The 17,376-nt window shown below is 72.4% G+C and carries 16 protein-coding genes; 8 read left to right on the top strand and 8 right to left on the bottom strand.

Going from position 1 to position 17,376, the window contains the following annotated elements; all coding sequences use genetic code 11:
- Nucleotides 1-60: 60 nt before the first annotated feature.
- The 3 genes from HLI28_RS04105 to HLI28_RS04095 form a co-directional block, all read right to left on the bottom strand.
- The gene (locus HLI28_RS04105; RefSeq protein WP_171246235.1) at nucleotides 61-2,313 is read right to left on the bottom strand and encodes a SpoIIE family protein phosphatase; all 2,253 of its coding nucleotides are present in this window, start codon (nucleotides 2,311-2,313) and stop codon (nucleotides 61-63) included.
- 149 nt (nucleotides 2,314-2,462) lie between these two features.
- Nucleotides 2,463-3,086 (bottom strand): vitamin K epoxide reductase family protein, encoded by a 624-nt coding sequence (locus tag HLI28_RS04100; RefSeq protein ID WP_171246234.1) that lies wholly within the window; start codon nucleotides 3,084-3,086, stop codon nucleotides 2,463-2,465.
- Between the two features lie 40 nt (nucleotides 3,087-3,126).
- On the bottom strand, nucleotides 3,127-3,570 hold the full coding sequence (locus HLI28_RS04095) for an Lrp/AsnC family transcriptional regulator (protein ID WP_171246233.1): 444 nt from the start codon (nucleotides 3,568-3,570) through the stop codon (nucleotides 3,127-3,129).
- A 116-nt stretch (nucleotides 3,571-3,686) separates the two neighbouring features.
- Here HLI28_RS04095 and ddaH point away from each other — a divergent pair, with 116 nt between their 5' ends.
- Both ddaH and HLI28_RS04085 read left to right on the top strand, forming a co-directional pair.
- On the top strand, nucleotides 3,687-4,592 hold the full coding sequence (gene ddaH / locus HLI28_RS04090) for a dimethylargininase (protein WP_171246232.1): 906 nt from the start codon (nucleotides 3,687-3,689) through the stop codon (nucleotides 4,590-4,592).
- Entirely contained in the window at nucleotides 4,589-5,656 is a 1,068-nt protein-coding gene (locus HLI28_RS04085; protein ID WP_171246231.1) for an ornithine cyclodeaminase, read from the top strand. Before ddaH ends, HLI28_RS04085 begins: the two co-directional genes overlap by 4 nt.
- Before the next feature lie 31 nt (nucleotides 5,657-5,687).
- On the opposite strand, the gene HLI28_RS04080 is transcribed toward HLI28_RS04085, so the two are convergent.
- Complete coding sequence (locus HLI28_RS04080) at nucleotides 5,688-6,779, bottom strand: FUSC family protein (protein ID WP_171246230.1); 1,092 nt, start codon at nucleotides 6,777-6,779, stop codon at nucleotides 5,688-5,690.
- Nucleotides 6,780-6,911: 132 nt separating this feature from the next.
- On the opposite strand from HLI28_RS04080, the gene HLI28_RS04075 reads away from it, so the two are divergent.
- On the top strand, nucleotides 6,912-8,195 hold the full coding sequence (locus HLI28_RS04075; RefSeq protein WP_171246229.1) for a hypothetical protein: 1,284 nt from the start codon (nucleotides 6,912-6,914) through the stop codon (nucleotides 8,193-8,195).
- A 63-nt stretch (nucleotides 8,196-8,258) separates the two neighbouring features.
- Here the strand turns inward: HLI28_RS04075 and HLI28_RS04070 are convergent, their stop codons facing one another.
- The 3 genes from HLI28_RS04070 to HLI28_RS04060 all read right to left on the bottom strand — a co-directional run bounded on the left by HLI28_RS04070 (nucleotide 8,259) and on the right by HLI28_RS04060 (nucleotide 11,743).
- A complete protein-coding gene (locus tag HLI28_RS04070; protein ID WP_171246228.1) occupies nucleotides 8,259-9,755 on the bottom strand; it encodes a M20/M25/M40 family metallo-hydrolase in 1,497 nt (498 codons plus the stop codon).
- Nucleotides 9,756-9,885: 130 nt separating this feature from the next.
- Nucleotides 9,886-11,139, bottom strand: coding sequence for a 23S rRNA (uracil(747)-C(5))-methyltransferase RlmC (rlmC, locus tag HLI28_RS04065; RefSeq protein WP_171246227.1), 1,254 nt, complete (start codon nucleotides 11,137-11,139; stop codon nucleotides 9,886-9,888).
- Nucleotides 11,140-11,158: 19 nt separating this feature from the next.
- Nucleotides 11,159-11,743 (bottom strand): mycothiol transferase, encoded by a 585-nt coding sequence (locus HLI28_RS04060; protein WP_171246226.1) that lies wholly within the window; start codon nucleotides 11,741-11,743, stop codon nucleotides 11,159-11,161.
- Nucleotides 11,744-11,880: 137 nt separating this feature from the next.
- Here HLI28_RS04060 and HLI28_RS04055 point away from each other — a divergent pair, with 137 nt between their 5' ends.
- From HLI28_RS04055 to HLI28_RS04040, 4 genes are all read left to right on the top strand, one after another.
- The gene (locus HLI28_RS04055) at nucleotides 11,881-12,294 is read left to right on the top strand and encodes a YciI family protein (protein ID WP_171246225.1); all 414 of its coding nucleotides are present in this window, start codon (nucleotides 11,881-11,883) and stop codon (nucleotides 12,292-12,294) included.
- Between the two features lie 38 nt (nucleotides 12,295-12,332).
- A complete protein-coding gene (locus tag HLI28_RS04050; protein WP_171246224.1) occupies nucleotides 12,333-13,511 on the top strand; it encodes a DUF6596 domain-containing protein in 1,179 nt (392 codons plus the stop codon).
- Between the two features lie 61 nt (nucleotides 13,512-13,572).
- Entirely contained in the window at nucleotides 13,573-14,226 is a 654-nt protein-coding gene (locus HLI28_RS04045) for a biliverdin-producing heme oxygenase (protein WP_171246223.1), read from the top strand.
- Between the two features lie 32 nt (nucleotides 14,227-14,258).
- A complete protein-coding gene (locus HLI28_RS04040; protein ID WP_171246222.1) occupies nucleotides 14,259-15,068 on the top strand; it encodes a CPBP family glutamic-type intramembrane protease in 810 nt (269 codons plus the stop codon).
- 15 nt (nucleotides 15,069-15,083) lie between these two features.
- On the opposite strand, the gene HLI28_RS15735 is transcribed toward HLI28_RS04040, so the two are convergent.
- Nucleotides 15,084-15,749, bottom strand: coding sequence for a DUF305 domain-containing protein (locus HLI28_RS15735; protein WP_171246221.1), 666 nt, complete (start codon nucleotides 15,747-15,749; stop codon nucleotides 15,084-15,086).
- A 142-nt stretch (nucleotides 15,750-15,891) separates the two neighbouring features.
- Between HLI28_RS15735 and HLI28_RS04030 the strand changes: the two genes are divergently transcribed.
- Nucleotides 15,892-17,340 carry an LVIVD repeat-containing protein gene (locus tag HLI28_RS04030; RefSeq protein ID WP_343035644.1) on the top strand — a complete coding sequence of 483 codons (1,449 nt, stop codon included), beginning with the start codon at nucleotides 15,892-15,894 and terminating at the stop codon, nucleotides 17,338-17,340.
- The last annotated feature ends 36 nt before the right edge of the window (nucleotides 17,341-17,376 follow it).

Genomic DNA, 17,376 nt, shown 5'->3' with positions numbered 1-17,376 from the left:
CGACCGGCCCGGCCCTGCCGGCCCGTCGGACGTGCCGACGAGCCGCCCACCGGGCGGCCGTCAGTCGCGGCGCACGACCACCGCGGTGGCGTCGTCGTCGGAACCCGGGTCGCGCACCAGCGCGACCAGCGTCGCAGCGCCCAGCGTCTGCTCGGTGGCGCTCCGCAGCCGCTCCAGGGAATCCACGATCGACTCGTCGCGACGTTCCACGAGGCCGTCGCTGAAGAGCACGAGGGCGCCACCGTGCGGCACCTGCACCGTCGCGGTGCGACTCTCGCGCCGACCGACCCCGAGGGGAGGCGTTCCGAGGGTCTCGGCCACGACCGCGCCGTCCGGACCCACGATGACGGGCGGCGGGTGCCCGGCGGTCACGTACTCGGCCTCGCCGGTGGTCGGGTCGACGAGCGCCACGACGAGCGTGGCGACCTGCTCGGGCATCGTCGAGCGCAGGAGCTGGTCGACCTGCTCGACCGCGAGCCCCGGCCCGCTACCCGTGAGCAGCAGCGCGCGCAGCGCGTTGCGCATCTGCCCCATCGTCGCGGCCGCCGAGAGGCCGTGACCGGTGACGTCACCCACCACGACGGCCAGCCGGCCGTCGTCCAGGACCAGGGCGTCGTACCAGTCCCCGCCGGCCAGACCGCCCCCGGACGGCTCGTAGACGGCGTCCACGGTCCAGCCCGGGACGGTCGGCAGCTCGGTGGGCAGCAGGCTGCGCTGCAGCATGGCGGCGGCACGGATGTCCCGGCGGCCCCGCAGCAGCAGGCCCTCGGCGAGGTAGGACCGCAGCGACGTCGCGACGTCGACCTGCTCCTCGGCCCACGGCTCGCTCGTCCCGCGCACGACCTCGCGCCAGCGGTCGAAGGACTTGCGGGGGGAGAGGCGCACGGTGTCGCCCTCGCGTCGGGCGATCGCCTTGTTGCGGGGGTCGCCGCCCCAGTCCACGCTCTGCACGACCTCCGGGCGCAGCCACACGACCGCGGCACCGCCCGGCACGACCAGCGCGAGGATCCCCGCGACGTCGGGCACGATCTCGGCCAGCTCGGGTTCGCGCTCGGCGAGCCGGTCGGTGACGAGCACCTCGGTGTCGAGCTCACCCAGTGCCCGGGCGAGCCGGAGACAGGTCTCCTCGTCGGGTACCGTCCCGATACGGTTGACGCGGCCCTCGGCCGCGACGAACGCGCCGTCGGCCGCCACGAGGTCGAGCAGACCGGGTGACCCCGTCAGGGCGTCGGTCAGGGGGACGTCGTCGTCGCGGGTCACGGCCACGAGCCGGGCCAGGACGCCGGCCGAGCGGCGCGCGGCCGAGGCGCGGTCGTCCTCGGCCTGGGTGACGAGCCGGGCCGAGAGCGTCGAGCCGAGGAACTCGGCCGCGGCACGGGCCCCGTAGGACGGGGTGTGCGGGCCGGAGTAGTGGTGGCACGCGAGCAGGCCCCACAGCCGGCCGTCGCGCAGCAGCGAGATCGACATGGAGGCGCCCACGCCCATGTTCTGCAGGTACTCGACATGGATCGGCGAGACGCTGCGCAGCGTGCCGTAGGTGAGGTCCAGGGGCTGCCCGTTGACCGGGTCCGCCACGGGGACGACGTCGGCGGGGCGGTAGCCCACGTCCGAGATGAGCCGGATCCAGTTCTTCTCGTAGAGCGCGCGGGCCTGCGGGGGGATGTCGGAGGCGGGGTAGTGCAGCCCGAGGAACGGGTTGAGGTCCTCCCGTCGCGCCTCGGCGACGACCTCGCCGTTGTAGGACGCGTCGAAGCGGTAGAGCATCACGCGGTCGAACCCGGTGAGCTCGCGGACCCGTCGCACCGCGATGTCGTACAGCTCCTGCAGCGAGCTGGCGCGGTCCAGCTCGGTGAGGGCGTCACGCACCGGCTCGAAGGTGCTCGTGTAGGTCAGCGAGACGTGGCCCGAGAACGGTTCGAGCTCGACGACGAGCGCGGCGGGGCGGTCCGCGGTGGCCGACCCCGGAGCGTGGTGCAGCACGGCCTCGAACGGCCGGGAGGCGCCCCGGACCTCGATCTCGATCTCGATCGGGTTGCGCAGCCGTGGGTCGTCGACCGACGCGACGTGCCCCAGCAGCCGGTCGGCGGCCTGGTCGCCGACGGCGGCGGCGAACGGCGCGCCGAGGACGGCGTCCAGCTCGACGCCGAGCACCTCCGCCACGTTCGCCGAGCACTGCGTGACGACGGCGTCGTCGGTGCGCAGGGCGAGCAGCACCCCGCGGGGCTGGATCCGCCCGGGGATGTGGATCGGTTCACGAGCGCAGTTGTCGAGGTCGACGGTCTCGTCGGGGGCGAGGAACCCCTGTTCGGTCACACCCACCTCCGATGGTTCGTCCGAGGAGAGCAGGATACGGCCGACCGGCGACGAGGACGACCGGGCGGGGCGCCGTCCGGCGAGACGCCGCTCACTCGTGTCACCAGCGCGCGCGTCGCGCGCGTGCGCACGAGGGCGCGACGCCGTTCTCAGCCGAGCAGCGCGTTGCCGTACCGCAGCAGGACGGCGGCGACCAGGAGGACGATCCACGCCGCCGTCAGGTACACGTCGGCGTCGATCCGGATCATCGAGACCGCCCAGCGCTGCACGCGGCGGGGCAGGTAGAGGTTGTCCTGCATGACGTTCCAGTGCAGCAGCGTCATGAAGACCACCGTCGTGGAGAGGGTGACCAGCAGGCACCACGGGCACAGGGCGTGGATGACGAAGTACGACTGCGCGAAGAGCCAGTAGGCGAACAGCAGGCCGATCGTGTACACCCCCTGCGCGGCGGCCATGAACCAGCGCGGGAACTGCACGCCGCCGAGCCCGGCGACGGCGATGGTGATGACCACCGGCTCGGCGATGAGCCCGAGGAACGCGTTGGGGAACCCGAGCAGCTGGGCCTGCCAGGACAGGGCGACGCTGCCGCACGACAGCACGGAGTTGATGTCGCAGGCCAGCTCCGTCCCCGGGTCACCGGCGAGCTTGACGGCGTCGATCGACAGCACGAGGGAGGCGGTCAGGCTGATGAGCGCGGAGAACAGCATCCCGGCGAAGACCCAGGTGCGGGAGTGGCGTCGACCCGACAGCTGCGACATCTCGCGTGGCTCCATGGCAGGAGCCTATCCAGCCCGGACCGCGCCGTCGGACGGGTCAGTCCAGCCGTGCGGGCCGGTCGATCACCCGCGACATGACGATCGCGGTGCGCGTCTTGTCCACGCGGGCGTTGACCCGGAACGACTCGACGATCCGCTCGACGTCGGACATCGAACCCGCCATGATCTGCACCAGCGCGTCGGCCTCCCCGGTGACGGTGTCGACCCGCACGACCTCGGGGATCGGTCCGAAGTCCCGCTCCAGCGCCGCCGGCGAGATGTTCCCGCGGCAGAAGATCTCGACGTAGGCCTCGATGCCCCAGCCGAGCTCCTCCGGCGCCACCCGGACCGTGAAGCCGGAGATCTCCCCGCGCGCCTGCATCCGGTCGACACGGCGCTTGACCGCCGTCGCCGACAGCCCGACGGCGTCCCCGATCTCGGCGAACGACGCCCGGCCGTCACGCAGCAGGATCGACACGATCTCGCGGTTGGTCTGGTCCATCCACTCCTCCTCGACGCAGGTTCGTTGCGACCAGCGTACGGAACCGTGCGATATCCATCGTCCATGTGCAGGAAAAGTGCCGTTCGGGTTCACGTCTGTCCCCCTAGCCTCGCAGCATGACGTTGCTCACACCGCCTGTCGCCGAGTCGGAGCCGACCGGCTCCGCCCGCACGCCGACCGCCCGCCACTACCTCATGTGCCCGCCCGTCCACTTCGACGTGGTCTACGCGATCAACCCGTGGATGGACCTGTCCGTACCGGTGGACGCCGGTCACGCCGTCGTGCAGTGGCAGGCCCTCAAGGATGCCTACGAGGCGCACGGCCACACCGTCGACGTCATCGAGCCCGAGCCCGGGCTGCCCGACATGGTCTACGCCGCCAACGGCGGCATCGTCGTCAACGGTCAGGCGCTCGCCGCGCGGTTCACCCACCCCGAGCGGCAGCCCGAGGGCGTCGCCTACGACGCCTGGCTGCGCGGTTCCGGCGCGCAGCATGGTCTGGTCGGGCTCGGGCAGGCCGCCGAGCAGAACGAGGGCGAGGGCGACCTCCTCTGGGACGGCGAGGTCATGCTCGCCGGCACCGGCTTCCGTACCTCCCGTGCCGCGCACGCCGAGGTCGCCGAGCGCCTGGGCGTCGAGGTCGTCACCCTCGAGCTGGTCGACCCGCGCTTCTACCACCTGGACACGGCCCTCGCGGTCCTGACCACGGCGTCGGACGACGGCACGCGCCCGGAGGTCGCCTACTTCCCCGAGGCGTTCACCCCGGAGGCCCAGGCCGTCCTGCGCGAGCGCTACCCGGACGCGATCATCGCCACCGAGGCCGACGCGGAGGTGCTCGGCCTCAACGCCGTCAGCGACGGCAAGCACGTGTTCCTGTCCGACCGCGCCACCGGGATGCACGCCGCGCTGCGCGAGCGCGGCTTCACGCCGGTGGGAATCGACCTGTCCGAGCTCCTCAAGGGCGGCGGCTCCGTCAAGTGCTGCACCCTCGAGCTCCGTCCCGCCCCGGAGGTGCGCGCATGACCACCGTCGACCTGCTGGACGTCGCCGCTGCTGCCCGCTGGGTCGCCGAGCGCGGCCCCGAGCGCATCATCACCGAGCTCGCGGACGCCCTCGCCGAGGACTTCCGTCGCTGGCCCGAGCTCGACAAGCGTCCCCGGATCGCCTCGCACTCGCGCGACGGCGTCATCGAGCTCATGCCGACGTCGGACGACGTCACCTACGGCTTCAAGTACGTCAACGGCCACCCGCTGAACCCGACGCGCGGCTACCAGACCGTCACCGCGTTCGGCGTGCTGTCCGAGGTGCACAACGGCTACCCGACGTTCCTGGCGGAGATGACGCTGCTCACCGCCCTGCGTACCGCGGCGACGTCGGCCCTGGCGGCGCGGACGCTGGCCCGCCCCGGCGCCCGGACGCACGCCCTGATCGGCACCGGGACGCAGGCGGAGTTCCAGGCGCTCGGGATGCGCGCCGTCCTCGGTGCCACGCAGGTCCGTGCCTGGGACGTGGACCCGGCGGCCCGCGAGAAGTTCGTCCGCAACGGCCGCGCCCTCGGGTTCGACGTGCACGAGGCGACCAGTGCCGAGGACGCCGTCGCGGGTGCCGACGTCGTCACCACCTGCACCGCCGACAAGCGCAACGCGACCGTCCTCACGGCCGCCATGCTGGCCACCGCCGCGCCGGGCGTGCACGTCAACGCCATCGGCGGCGACTGCCCGGGCAAGACCGAGCTCGAGGCGAGCATCCTCACCGCACCGGGGACCGCCGTCGTCACGGAGTACACCCCGCAGACCCGGATCGAGGGGGAGATCCAGCAGCTCGCCGACGACTTCGCCGTCACCGAGCTGTGGGAGATCCTCACCGGTCGGGCCCCGGGCCGGACCGACCCGGACCAGGTCACCGTGTTCGACTCCGTCGGGTTCGCCGTCGAGGACTGGACCACGCTGAAGTTCGTGCACGCCGCGCTCCGCTCCGACCCGGCCGGACGCGAGCTGCTGCAGCAGGTCGACCTGATCGCCGAGCCGACCGACCCGAAGGACCTGTTCTCCCTCGTGGCGGCGCCGCTCCTGCAGCCGCAGGGCTGACGGCACGGACGCCCCCCGGGCCCGTGCGGGCTCAGGTCCGCACGGGCCGGGCGGTCGCGACGTCGTCGACGACCTCGATGATCGCCTGCAGGTTCGCGATCAGGGCGCCGTAGAGCGGCCAGTACCGGCCGGAGAGGTCCTCGTCGGACAGGTCGTCGGCCAGCTGCCGGACGTCACGGCGCAACGGCGCGACGTCGACGTCGGGGTCGGCGACGCCTCGACCGGTCCGGTCGAGCAGCTCGATGTACCGGTCGCGGAAGCGCGGGTCCCAGTCGTGCGCCTCACGGCTCGAGTCCCGCACCTGCCGCGCGATGCTCTGGGTCTGCGCCACACCCTCCTCGAGCCGTCGGAGCACCTCCGGGTAGGAGTGGATCTCGTCACCCGGGTGCAACCGCCGTCGGGGGTTCCACCAGCCGGCCTCCCGCGCGTGCCGCACGAGCGACCACGCGTGGTCGATGTCGCGCTGGACGGACCGGGTGCGCTCGATCCAGTCCTCCTCCTCCTGGGAGTTCCACGACCGGTTCATCTGGACGGCCATGTCCTGCAGCAGCTGGCCGAGGCGCTCGTCCGCGTCGTCGATCTGGCGCTGCGCGCTGGAGTCGTTGAGGGGCGGGAACACGACGAGGTTGATCAGCATCGCGACGACGACGCCGATGACGGTGTCGAACAGCCGGTCCGGGAGCAGGTCGATCGCCCGCTGGTCGGACAGGTCGTACCCGGTGGTCATGACGAACAGCACCGTCGTCGCGACGGTCATGCCCTCGTCCCGCCACCAGCGGAACCGCCCCAGCACGAGCCCGACGAGCACTCCGAGGCCGAACGACCACACCGTCGACTCGAAGAGCACGACCACGACCAGGGAGACCAGGATGCCGGTGCCGACGGCGAGCACCATCTGGAAACCCCGGCGGAACGTGCGGTGGACGGTCGCGTGCACGGTGAGCAGGGCGACCCACGGTGCGAGGAACGACTGCTCCAGCCCGAAGACGAAACGCGCCAGGGCCCACGCCGCCATCGCGGCGACGACGGCCTTGAGCATCTGCAGGGCGTCGGTCTGGTTCGCGGGCGATGCGAGCCAGTCGCCGACGCGCGACCAGGGGCGGGTCTTCTCGTGGCTGGGCATGGATCCAGTCAAACCGATCCCCGGCCGGAAATCCTGCGCACACGCTTGCCAGCACCGGGTGTCGCGCTGCCATCATGTCCCCGACGTGCGCGGATGTCGGGCGCCGGGGCGACCGGCAGGGGGAGAGGGCGCGTGAGCGCGAGGAAGAACGCCGCCGAGCGGTCGTCGAAGGCCGTCTCGCGGGTACAGCAGCTGCGCGCCGCGGCTGCGGCGGCCGGTCGCGACGACGGCCCGGGCGCCGACGGCACCGTCGACCCGGACGTCGTCCGGACGGCGCTGGCGACCCTGTCGCACGACGACCAGCGGCTGCTCGCGGACCGGTACGTCGGGGGCCGGCGGCTCGAGGTCGTGGCCCGTGAGCTCGGGATCCCCGGTCGGTCGGCACCACGTCGGCTGCAGCACGCCGAGGACCGGTTCGCCCGGGCGCTGGCGGCCGCGCACGCCCGCGGCGGGGCACGCCGCGCGTGCGTGGAGACGTGCCACGACCTGCCCGCCTACGTCGGGCACCGGCTCGGCGGCGGGCGTCGGGAGCTCCTCGAGGACCACCTGCTCGGCTGCAGCGGCTGCCTCCGCGCCTTCGTCGAGGTCCACGGGGTGGCCTGGGCGCTGCAGGACGTCGCTCCCGTCCTGCGCGGTGGGCCGGTCCCGACCGCACGGTCGGTGCCGCCCGTGCTGGGCGCCGCCCTCACCCGCGCGCCACGCCGAGGGTTCCTCCCCGGGCCGGTACCGGCCGCGATCGGACGCCCGGTGGCGGTCGCCGCGGCGGTCGGCGTCGTCGCGGTCGCGATCGCGGCGGGGACCCTGCTCGACGGCGACGGTGCGCTCGTCGCCGCGCCGTCGCCGGTCCCGGCGGCGATGGGGGGCTCCTCGACCGCGCCGGCACCCCAGGTCACGATGCTGCTGTCGCCGGACGCCTCCGCCGCGGCCCCGTCGCCGGACGTGTCGCTGACCGCGTCGCCGTCGCCGTCGTCGGGTCCGGTGCCCGACCCGGAACCGACGTCCTCCGCGTCGACGACGTCCCCGGGCGACGAGCCGACGTCGCAGGAGTCGTTCGCGTCGGTGCCGCCCGCCTCGACGCCGCCTCGTGGACCGTCGCCCGGGACGACCTCCGCACCGTCCCCGGCACCGACCCGGTCCGCGTCGTCGCCGTCGGCCCCGGCCCCGGCCCCGGCCTCCGAGCCCGTCACCACCACCGTGGCCCTCGACGTCTCGGGACGCGGGACGTTCCAGGTGATCCCCACGGGAGGCGGCCAGATCGTCGACGTCTCACCGCGTGACGGCAACGTGCGGGTCCAGCGCGCCGCGGACGGCTCCTGGTCGGTGTCGACCCGCGGGTCCTCGACGGGTGTCCTGGACGTGCGGGTCACCGGACCGGGCGGGTCCGCACCGGGTGCCCTCCTCGTGCCTGTCGACTGACACGGACCGGGGCGGCCCCGCGTGATGCGGTGACCGCCCCGGTCCGTGGTGTCGTCGCTGCGCTCAGCGGCGCAGGCCCTTGCCGGGCGGCTCCGGGGCGTTGCCCGGGCCGCCGCCCACCTCACCGTTGACGTCCTCGGTGCTCCACGCGAGCTGCTGGGCTGCGTGACCGATCGCCCGGGACATGATGTCGAGGGCCTCCATCGACACGTTGTCGATGTCGTCGGCGGGGGTGTGGTAGTTCGGGTCGAGCAGGATGCCCGCCGTCCCGCCGAACATCTCGACCTCTTCCTCGGTCTTGACGCCGTCCGCGCCGGTGAACAGGCCCGAGGCGGGGATGCCGACCTCGATGAACGCCTGGTAGTCGGAACGGCCCGAGAACGGGGAGTCGACCCACGGCTGGTCGATACCGTCGAAGTAGTCGGTGAAGATCGACTCCACCGCGACCGACCCGTCCGGCACGGTCACCGGGGCCTCGAACGTCGACTCGTTCGCGTCGTACACGCCGATCGTGTAGTTCGGCGAGCCGACCATGTCGAAGTTGAGGTAGGCCGAGATGTCCTCGAGCTCCTCGGGGCTGTTGAAGTAGAGGTCCTCGATGTAGTGCCACGAGCCGAGCAGGCCGAGCTCCTCGGCGCCCCACCAGGCGAAGCGGACCTTGTTGTTCAGCGGACCGCCCTTGGAGAGCTGGACGGCGGTCTCGAGGATCGCCGCGGAGCCGGAGCCGTTGTCGTTGATGCCGGCGCCCTCGTCCACGCTGTCGAGGTGGGCGCCGAGCATGACGACGTTGTCGTCACGGCCCGTGCGCGTCTCGGCGAGGACGTTGAAGGTCTCCTTGGTCTCGAGCGAGGTCTGCAGGTCGAAGAACACCTCGAGGTCCGGGTTCGCCTCCCACGCCTGCAGGATGAGGTCCCCCTCGGCCTGCGTGACGCCGACGGTCGGCGCGAAGTTCGCGTCCGGGCCGCCGAGGGTGCCGTTGAGGGCGCCCGCGGCGTTGTTGTAGATGATGACGGCCTCGGCACCCGCCGTGGCCGCGTTGAGCGACTTGGCGGCGAACGTGCAGCCGCCGCGGGAGACGAGGGCGATCATGCCCGTGGCGTCGATGCCGCCCCAGTCGCTCGTCTCGCAGCCGGTGACGACGGACGGCTCCACCAGCATGCCCGTGACGCCGTCGTCCGGGGTCGAGGTGGAGTAGGTCATCGGACGGGGCTCGAGCGTGACCCCGGGCACCTCCACGGTGAGGTCGAGGACGCTGAACTGCTCGACCTCGAAGTACTGCCGTTCGGTCTCGTAGCCGGCCTTCTGCAGCACCGACTCGACGTAGGCGCCGGACGCCTCGTAGCCGGGGGTGCCCATGGCGCGGTTGCCACCGTTCTCGTCGGCGATCTCCTGGAAGGCCTCCAGGTGGTCCCAGACCCGTTCGCCGGTCACCTTCTTGGCCAGGTCGCGGCCCGGGATCTCGGGGGGTGCAGCGGTGGCGGGTGGCGCCAGGAGCGCCGCGCCGAGGAGCCCGGTCAGGGCCACGGACGCGACGGTTGGCGTGAGGAGCTTGTTGCGCACGAATCAACCTCCAGGTCGAGCACCCGGGGCCGGTCGGCCCCCTGTCCACCCGTGCACGACGCGCGGATGCGGGTGCGGTTGCCCGCGACACTAGAGCCTCAGGGTGATCTACGTCACCCCCGACACGCGCTCAGATCCGCTCGAGCAGGACCAGCACCTCGAAGTGGGAGGTCTGGGGGAACATGTCCAGCAGCACCGCCCGCCGCGGCCGCAGCGACGGCATCTCGGCCAGGTCGCGGGCGAGCGTGCTCGCGCGGCAGCTCGAGTACAGGACGTGCCGCACCGCCGAATCCTCGAGGCGGTGGGCCAGGTCGGCGCCGATGCCGCGGCGCGGTGGGTTCACCACGACCAGCTGCGGGTCGTTCCCGGTGCCGAGCGCGAAGTCCGTCGCGTCGCCGGCGACGAACCGCACCTCCCGCACGGCGTCCCGCCACCAGGCCGCGTCGTGGTCGCCGACGACCGCGCCGGGAGGCAGGGTCGCGAGCTCGGCCGCCGTCGTGGTCGCCGAGGCGACGGCCTCCGCGGAGATCTCGATCCCGGTGACGGCCCGGCCCGGCGCGGCGGCGTGCAGCGCGAAGCCGCCGACCCCGCAGTACAGGTCCCACAGCGACGTCGGCCCGATCTCGTCGACCCAGGCGCGTGCCTGCCGGTACAGGGCCGCCGCGACGCCCGTGTTCGTCTGGAAGAAGCTCTGCGGTCGCAGGTGCAGGGTGATCCCGTCCACGCGCATCGGCAGCGTCGACCGCTCGGTGAGCACGATCTCCTCGTCGCCCTCGAGCACGGCGGCGTGCGCGGGCTGGACGTTGACGCTCAGGACTGCCAGCCCGGGGAGCTGCTCGTGCAGCCAGGGCAGGTGCTTGCGGATCCGGTCCACCGCCTCGGTGGAGCGCAGCACGAGCCGCACCATGAGCTCGCCGTCGGGGGACAGGGTGACCAGCACGTGCTTGAGTTCGCCACGCCGAGCGGCGTCCCGGGGGGTGACCCGGCGCCGGCGCGCGACACCGTCGGCGCCGGCCTCGGGGGGCGACAGGTCGTACGGCTGGATCCGTGCGCGCATGACCAGCTCGCGCAGCGGGCCGAAGGAGGCCTGGAGCGCGGCGGGGTAGAGGCCGCAGTCGGTGAGGTCGACGCTCTGCCCGGCGTACGGTCCGGGGGGTCCCACGATCCCCAGCACCGGGTCGTCGACGGTGCCGGTGACCACCATCTTCGCCTTGTTGCGGAACCCGCGCTCGGGGCCGACGACGGGCGGCAGCCAGACGAGGTCGTCGTACCCTGCGAGCAGCTCGCGCACGTGCGACTCCTTGTCGCGGACCTGCTCGGGGCGCGGGATCTCGATGAGGGTGCACGACCGGCACCGGCCGGCGTCGTAGTGGGGGCACTGCACCGACCCATTGTCGCCCGGGTCAGGCGGGGAACTGCTCCGCGATCGCGCGCAGCCGGGCGACGTACGCCGCCTGGTCGACGTCGGGGATGTTCGTGTTCCGCGGCAGGAGCCCGACGGCGCCGTCGATGCCCTCACGGAGGATGTCGGCGTGGCCGGCGTGCCGTTGCAGGTCGGCGAGCACGTGGACGACGACCCGCTCGAGCGTCACGTCACCACGGTCGCCCCACCACGGGACCCGGCCGGGGGAATCGAGCGGCAGCGACTCGATCGTCTCGTCCGCGAACGCGGCGATGCGCCGGTACAGGTCGATGATCTGCTCGGCCGACTCCTCCGCGGCCGCGAAGAAGTCGGCGTTGGGCTCCTCGTCGAAGCGCTCCGTCCAGGCGATCTCCTCCGGCGTCGGCCACTCCCGGCCGAAGACCTCCCCGAAGTAGCCGACCTCGACGCTCGCGGCGTGCTTGACCAGTCCGAGCAGGTTGGTGCCCGTCGGGGTGCGTGGCATGCGGAGCTCCCGCTCGGAGAGTCCTTCGGTCTTCCACACCAGCGCCTCGCGCGCGCCGCGCAGGTAGCGCAGCAGGGTGACCTTGGCGTCGTCCTCGTCCACGGGGACCTCCTCGTCGTCACCGGAGAGCCTAGGCCGCCCCGGGGACACGGGTCTGCCGCATGTCGAGAACCGTCCGGTGGCTCCGTCCCCCGGGTGTCGGCACGATCGACGAAGGACCCCGGACGAAGGAGATGACCATGGCGAAGTACCTGATGCTCAAGCACTACCGCGGCGGCCCGGAGCAGCGGCCGAACGCGGTGCAGCCGATGGACCGCTGGACGCCGCAGGAGGTGTCCGACCACATCGCGTTCATGGACCACGTCATCGACGTCCTCACCGAGCGTGGTGAGTTCGTCGACGCCCAGGCGCTGTCCCCGGAGGGCACGTTCGTGCGGTTCGACGGCGAGGGGCGCCCACCCGTCACCGACGGACCGTTCGCCGAGACCAAGGACGTGATCGCCGGATGGATGATCATCGACGTCGACTCGACCGAGCGGGCGCACGAGGCGGCGGCGTTCCTGTCGTCGGCGCCCGGTCCCGGTGGGCTGCCGCTGGAGGAGTGGATCGAGGTGCGCCCGTTCCTGCAGGACGCGCCGGCCGGGGCGGAGTGACCGGCCCGGGCGACGGAGTGGCCGCGGACCGGACGGACGTGGCCGGGCTCCTGCGCGAGCTCGGCCCGCCGGTCCTCGGCGCGCTCGTGCGCCGCGGTGCGGACTTCGCCACCGCGGAGGACAGCGTCCAGGAGGCGCTGGTCGAGGCCGCACGCCGCTGGCCGGCCGACCTTCCGGCGGACCCGCGCGCGTGGCTCGTCACCGTGGCCTGGCGCCGGTTCCTCGACGCCCGGCGCGCGGACGAGGCCCGACGGCGGCGCGAGGAGCAGGTGACGGCCGCCCCGGGGCAGGGCCCGACCGAGCAGGACGACGACACGCTGCTGCTGCTGAGCCGGTGCTGCCACCCGTCGCTGAGCCCGGCCTCGGCCGTGGCGCTGACGCTGCGCGCGGTCGGCGGGCTGACGACGGCGCAGGTGGCGCGGGCGTACATGGTCCCGGAAGCCACGATGGCCCAACGCATCAGCCGCGCGAAGCGTGCGCTGTCCGGTCAGTCCTTCGACCGGCCAGGTGATGTACAGAACGTCCTGCGCGTGCTGTACGTGATGTTCACCGAGGGGCACACGGGCGAGGTGGACCTGGCCAGGGAGGCCGTCCGGTTGACGCGGCAGCTCGCCGTCGCCACGGCCGACCCGGAGGTCGCCGGCCTGCTCGCCCTCATGCTGCTCACCGACGCCCGTCGCGCGGCCCGGTGGACGCGGCGTGGCGAGCTGGTGCCGCTCGCCGAGCAGGACCGCTCGGCCTGGGACACCGCGGCGATCGCCGAGGGGGTGCGGCTGCTGCAGGCCGCGCTCGCCCGGGACCGCCTGGGGGAGTACCAGGTGCAGGCGGCCATCCAGGCGCTGCACGACGACGCGGCGACCGCCGCGGAGACCGACTGGGTGCAGATCCTCGAGTGGTACGACGAGCTCGTGGCGCTCGCGGACACCCCGGTGGTGCGCCTCAACCGGGCGGTCGCCGTCGGGCACGCCGACGGTCCACCCGCCGGGCTGAGGGCTCTCGACGCCGTCGCCCCGGACGTGCCACGACGGGTCGCCGTCGAGGCGTACCTGCACGAGCTCGCCGGTGCGCGGGTGCTGGCGGCGGACCTGTACGCACGGGCCGCCGGGACGGCCACGTCCGTGCCGGAGCGGCACCACCTGCTGCGTCGCGCAGCAGCGTTGCGGAACGCCCCCGAGGACCGCGCGGTCGCGCCGCCGGCGGAGGATAGGTATACCTAAGTGCTGCGCTATCGTGGAGGGGTCCCGACACGTCGTCACCATCCGTCCCGGTGGAGGTCCCATGCCCGTCGTCGCCCCGGAGCGCACCCTCTCCGCCCTGCTGCGCGACGGCACGCGCGAGGAGCACGAGCGGGCCGAGAACGAAGGCTTCGTCTCCCTGCTCCTGGGTGGTCGGCTCGACGTGGACGCCTACGCCGACCTGGCCGCCCAGCAGCACGCCGTGTACACCGCCCTGGAGCAGGTGGGCGAGACCGTGCGCCAGGATCGGCGCGGCACGGGCCTGGTGTTCGACGAGCTGAGGCGCGTCCCGGCCATCGAACGCGACCTGGCGTTCCTGCGCGGACCGGCCTGGCGGGACGAGATCCGGGTGCTGCCGGCCACCGCGACCTACATCGCCCGGCTGCACGACGTCGGGACCCGGGTGCCGGAGTACGCCGCCCACGCCTACACCCGCTACCTGGGCGACCTCTCGGGCGGGCAGATCGTGCAGCGGATGATGCAGCGCCACTACGGCCTGGGGGCCGACGGCCTGGAGTTCTACGACTTCCCCGCGATCCCGCGGCTCAAGCCGTTCAAGGACCTGTACCGGGCCCGGCTCGACGACCTTGCGCTGACCCCTGACGAGACGGCGACGGCCGTCGCGGAGGCCCAGGAGGCGTTCCGCCTCAACCGCGCCGTGTTCGTCGAGCTCGGCGACGCGCACCCGGCGCCCTGACGTCGCCCGTCCGCACCGTTAGGGTGCCCGGCATGGCCGCCGTCCTCGCCCGCTACAGCGCTGCCGTGCTCGTGTGCGGTGCCGCGGTGCTCCTGTTCGCCGTGCACGTGCGCCCGCTCGGCTACGTGCCGCTGCTGGCAGGTGTCGTCCTCGGTCTGGTCGCCGACCGCCGCCTCGGGCGGGACCTCGCCCTCATCGCGCTCGGCATGTCGATCGTGTCCTCGATCTCGCTGGAGGCCGACCTCTCGGACGCCGGCATGGCGAGGTTCACGGTCGCGCTGTCGCTGGCGGTCCTGGTGCCCTGGGCGCTGTCCCGCTACGTGTTCCGCGACGACGACGGCAAGGGTGCGGTGCAGTTCCCCGTCCTCACCGGGCGCCGGTGGACCCGCGGGCAGTGGCTCTACCTGGTGGTCGTGGTCGTCGTCGGCTACCTCGTGCTGCCCTGGTACTTCCTGTCCTCCGGGGCGTACCTGAACTGGCCGCCGCTCGAGGAGGACGGTGCGATCGGGAGGCTGTTCGTCGGCGTCAACGCGGTCGGCATCTGGGACGAGCTGTTCTTCATCTGCACGGTGTTCGCGCTGCTGCGCCGTCACTTCCCGCTGCAGGCGGCCAACCTGCTCCAGGCCACGGTGTTCGTGTCGTTCCTGTGGGAGCTCGGCTACCGCGAGTGGGGGCCGCTGCTGACGATCCCGTTCGCGCTGGTGCAGGGCTGGATCTTCGCCCGGTACAAGTCGTTGCCGTACGTCGTCACGGTGCACCTGCTGTTCGACGCGGTGGTCTTCGCCGTGCTGGTGCACGGCCACCACCCGGAGCTGTTCGACATCTTCGTGACGGCTCCCTGACCCGCCGCCGGCCGGTCACAGGCCGTCCAGCATCTCCTGCATGCGGTCGATCTCGGCGAGCTGGCCGGCGCCGATGTCCGCGGCCAGCTCCTGGGTGCGCAGGTTGGTCCCGGCGCCGACGAGATCGGTGGACATCGTGACCGCACCCCGGTGGTGCTGGATCATGCCCTCGAGGTAGAGCCGGTCGAACTCCGCACCGGTCGCCGCCTCCAGCTCGGCCATCTGGGCGTCCGTCAGCATGCCCGGCATGTCCTCGTGGTCGTGCTCGGCCGGTACCCGGGGCCCGGAGCCGTCGCCCCCCTCCAGCGGGACGGGGACCGGCAGGCCGTGCCCCTGCAACCAGCCCGCCATGCCGTGGATCTCCGCACCCTGGGTGTCGCGGATCCGGTCGGCGATCGCCAGCACGGAGGGGTCCTCGGCCCGGTCGGCTGCGAGCGCGGACATCTCCAGGGCCTGGGCGTGGTGCACGATCATGTCGCTCACGAACGTCGCGTCGGCCTCGTTCCACCGGTCCTCGGGCTCGGTGGCCTCGAAGTCCTCGGGCTGCACCGTCGTGCTGTCCTCGCCGGGGCGGCCCGGCTGCACGACGACGCTCTCGGGTGCGGCCGTCCCGGCAGCCTCCTCGGGCGCGCCGCCCGTGCAGGAGGTCACGGCGGTCACGGCGACCAGCGTGGTCACCACGGCGGGCCACCTGTCCCGGCGAATCCTGAGCGTTCTCTGCACGTCCACTGTCACCATCCGGAAATTTTTCTGGTTCCCCCCTGGTGACGAACGTCACATCAGGTGATGCTAGGGGCACACTACCCAAGGAGGTGTGACGCCTGTGCGTCAACTGACCACCGGACAGCGACGTCGTGCGCTGGCGACCGGAGCGCTCACCAGCGTGCTCGCGGTCGGGTCCTTCGCCGTCGCGGCCCCCGGCTTCGCCGAGCCGAGCGACGGGTCCGAGCTGCCTGCCCAGAGCATCGCGGCCCTGGACGACGGCGCGACCCCGCTCTCCCTGAGCGAGCCGGGCACGACGGACTCGATGAACATGGAGCTGATCGCCAACATCCCCAAGAACGGGGCGTTCGCGGCGGAGAACTCCTACAGCTCCGACCTGGCGTTCCAGGGCGACTACGCCTTCGCCGGCAACTACAACGGGTTCACCGTGTACGACATCTCCGACCCGGAGGCCCCGACCCAGGCCGCCCAGGTCGTCTGCCCGGGCTCGCAGAACGACGTCTCGGTGTACGGCGACCTGCTCGTGCTGTCCACGGACTCGTGGCGCACGGACGACTCGTGCGAGAGCGAGCCGATCTACCCGGTGGGGGTCGACTACTGGGAGGGGCTGAAGGTCTTCGACATCTCCGAGCCCACGGAGCCGCAGTACGTCGCCGCCGTCGAGACGGCGTGCGGGTCGCACACGAACTCCCTGGCACCGAGCAAGGACGGGCAGACGCTCTACGTCTACGTCTCCTCGTACTCGCCGAACTCGCTGCTGTCCGGGTGCCAGCCGCCGCACGACAAGATCTCCGTGGTCAAGATCCCGATGAAGGCCCCCGCCGAGGCCGCGGTCGTCTCCGAGCCGGTGCTGTTCCCCGAGGGCGGCTACACCAACACCTCCGGCTGCCACGACATCACGACCTTCGTGAAGCTCGACCTCGCGGCGGGCGCCTGCATGGGCGACGGCATCCTCATGGACATCTCGGACCGTGAGCAGCCCGAGGTCGTCTCGACCGTCCGCGACACCGAGAACTTCGCGTTCTGGCACTCGGCGACGTTCAACAACGACGGCACCAAGGTGGTGTTCACCGACGAGCTCGGCGGCGGCGGCGCGGCGACGTGCAACGAGTCGGTCGGCTCCAAGCGCGGCGCCAACGGCATCTACGACATCGTCGACGGCGAGCTGGAGTTCCGCAGCTACTACAAGATCCCGCGGACCAACACCAACACCGAGAACTGCGTGGCGCACAACGGGTCGCTCATCCCGGTCAAGGACAAGGACATCATGGTCCAGGCCTGGTACCAGGGCGGGATCTCGGTGTTCGACTTCACGGACTCGGAGAACCCGACCGAGATCGCCTGGTTCGACCGGGGCCCGCTGTCCGCCGAGCGGCTGATCCTCGGCGGGTCGTGGTCGGCGTACTACTACAACGGGTACGTCTTCTCGAACGACATCCAGCAGGGCTTCGACGTCCTGGAGATCGACGACGCGGCCGGTGTCGGCAAGCAGAAGCCGAACACCTACCGTGAGCTCAACCCGCAGGGGCAGGTCCGCTTCCACGGCTGACCCCGGACGACGCGACCGAGCGCCCGGCGCTCGGTC

This window comes from Isoptericola sediminis (assembly GCF_013085345.1).
Lineage (GTDB): Bacteria > Actinomycetota > Actinomycetes > Actinomycetales > Cellulomonadaceae > Isoptericola > Isoptericola sediminis.
This window is presented reverse-complemented; position numbering and strand designations above follow the sequence as displayed.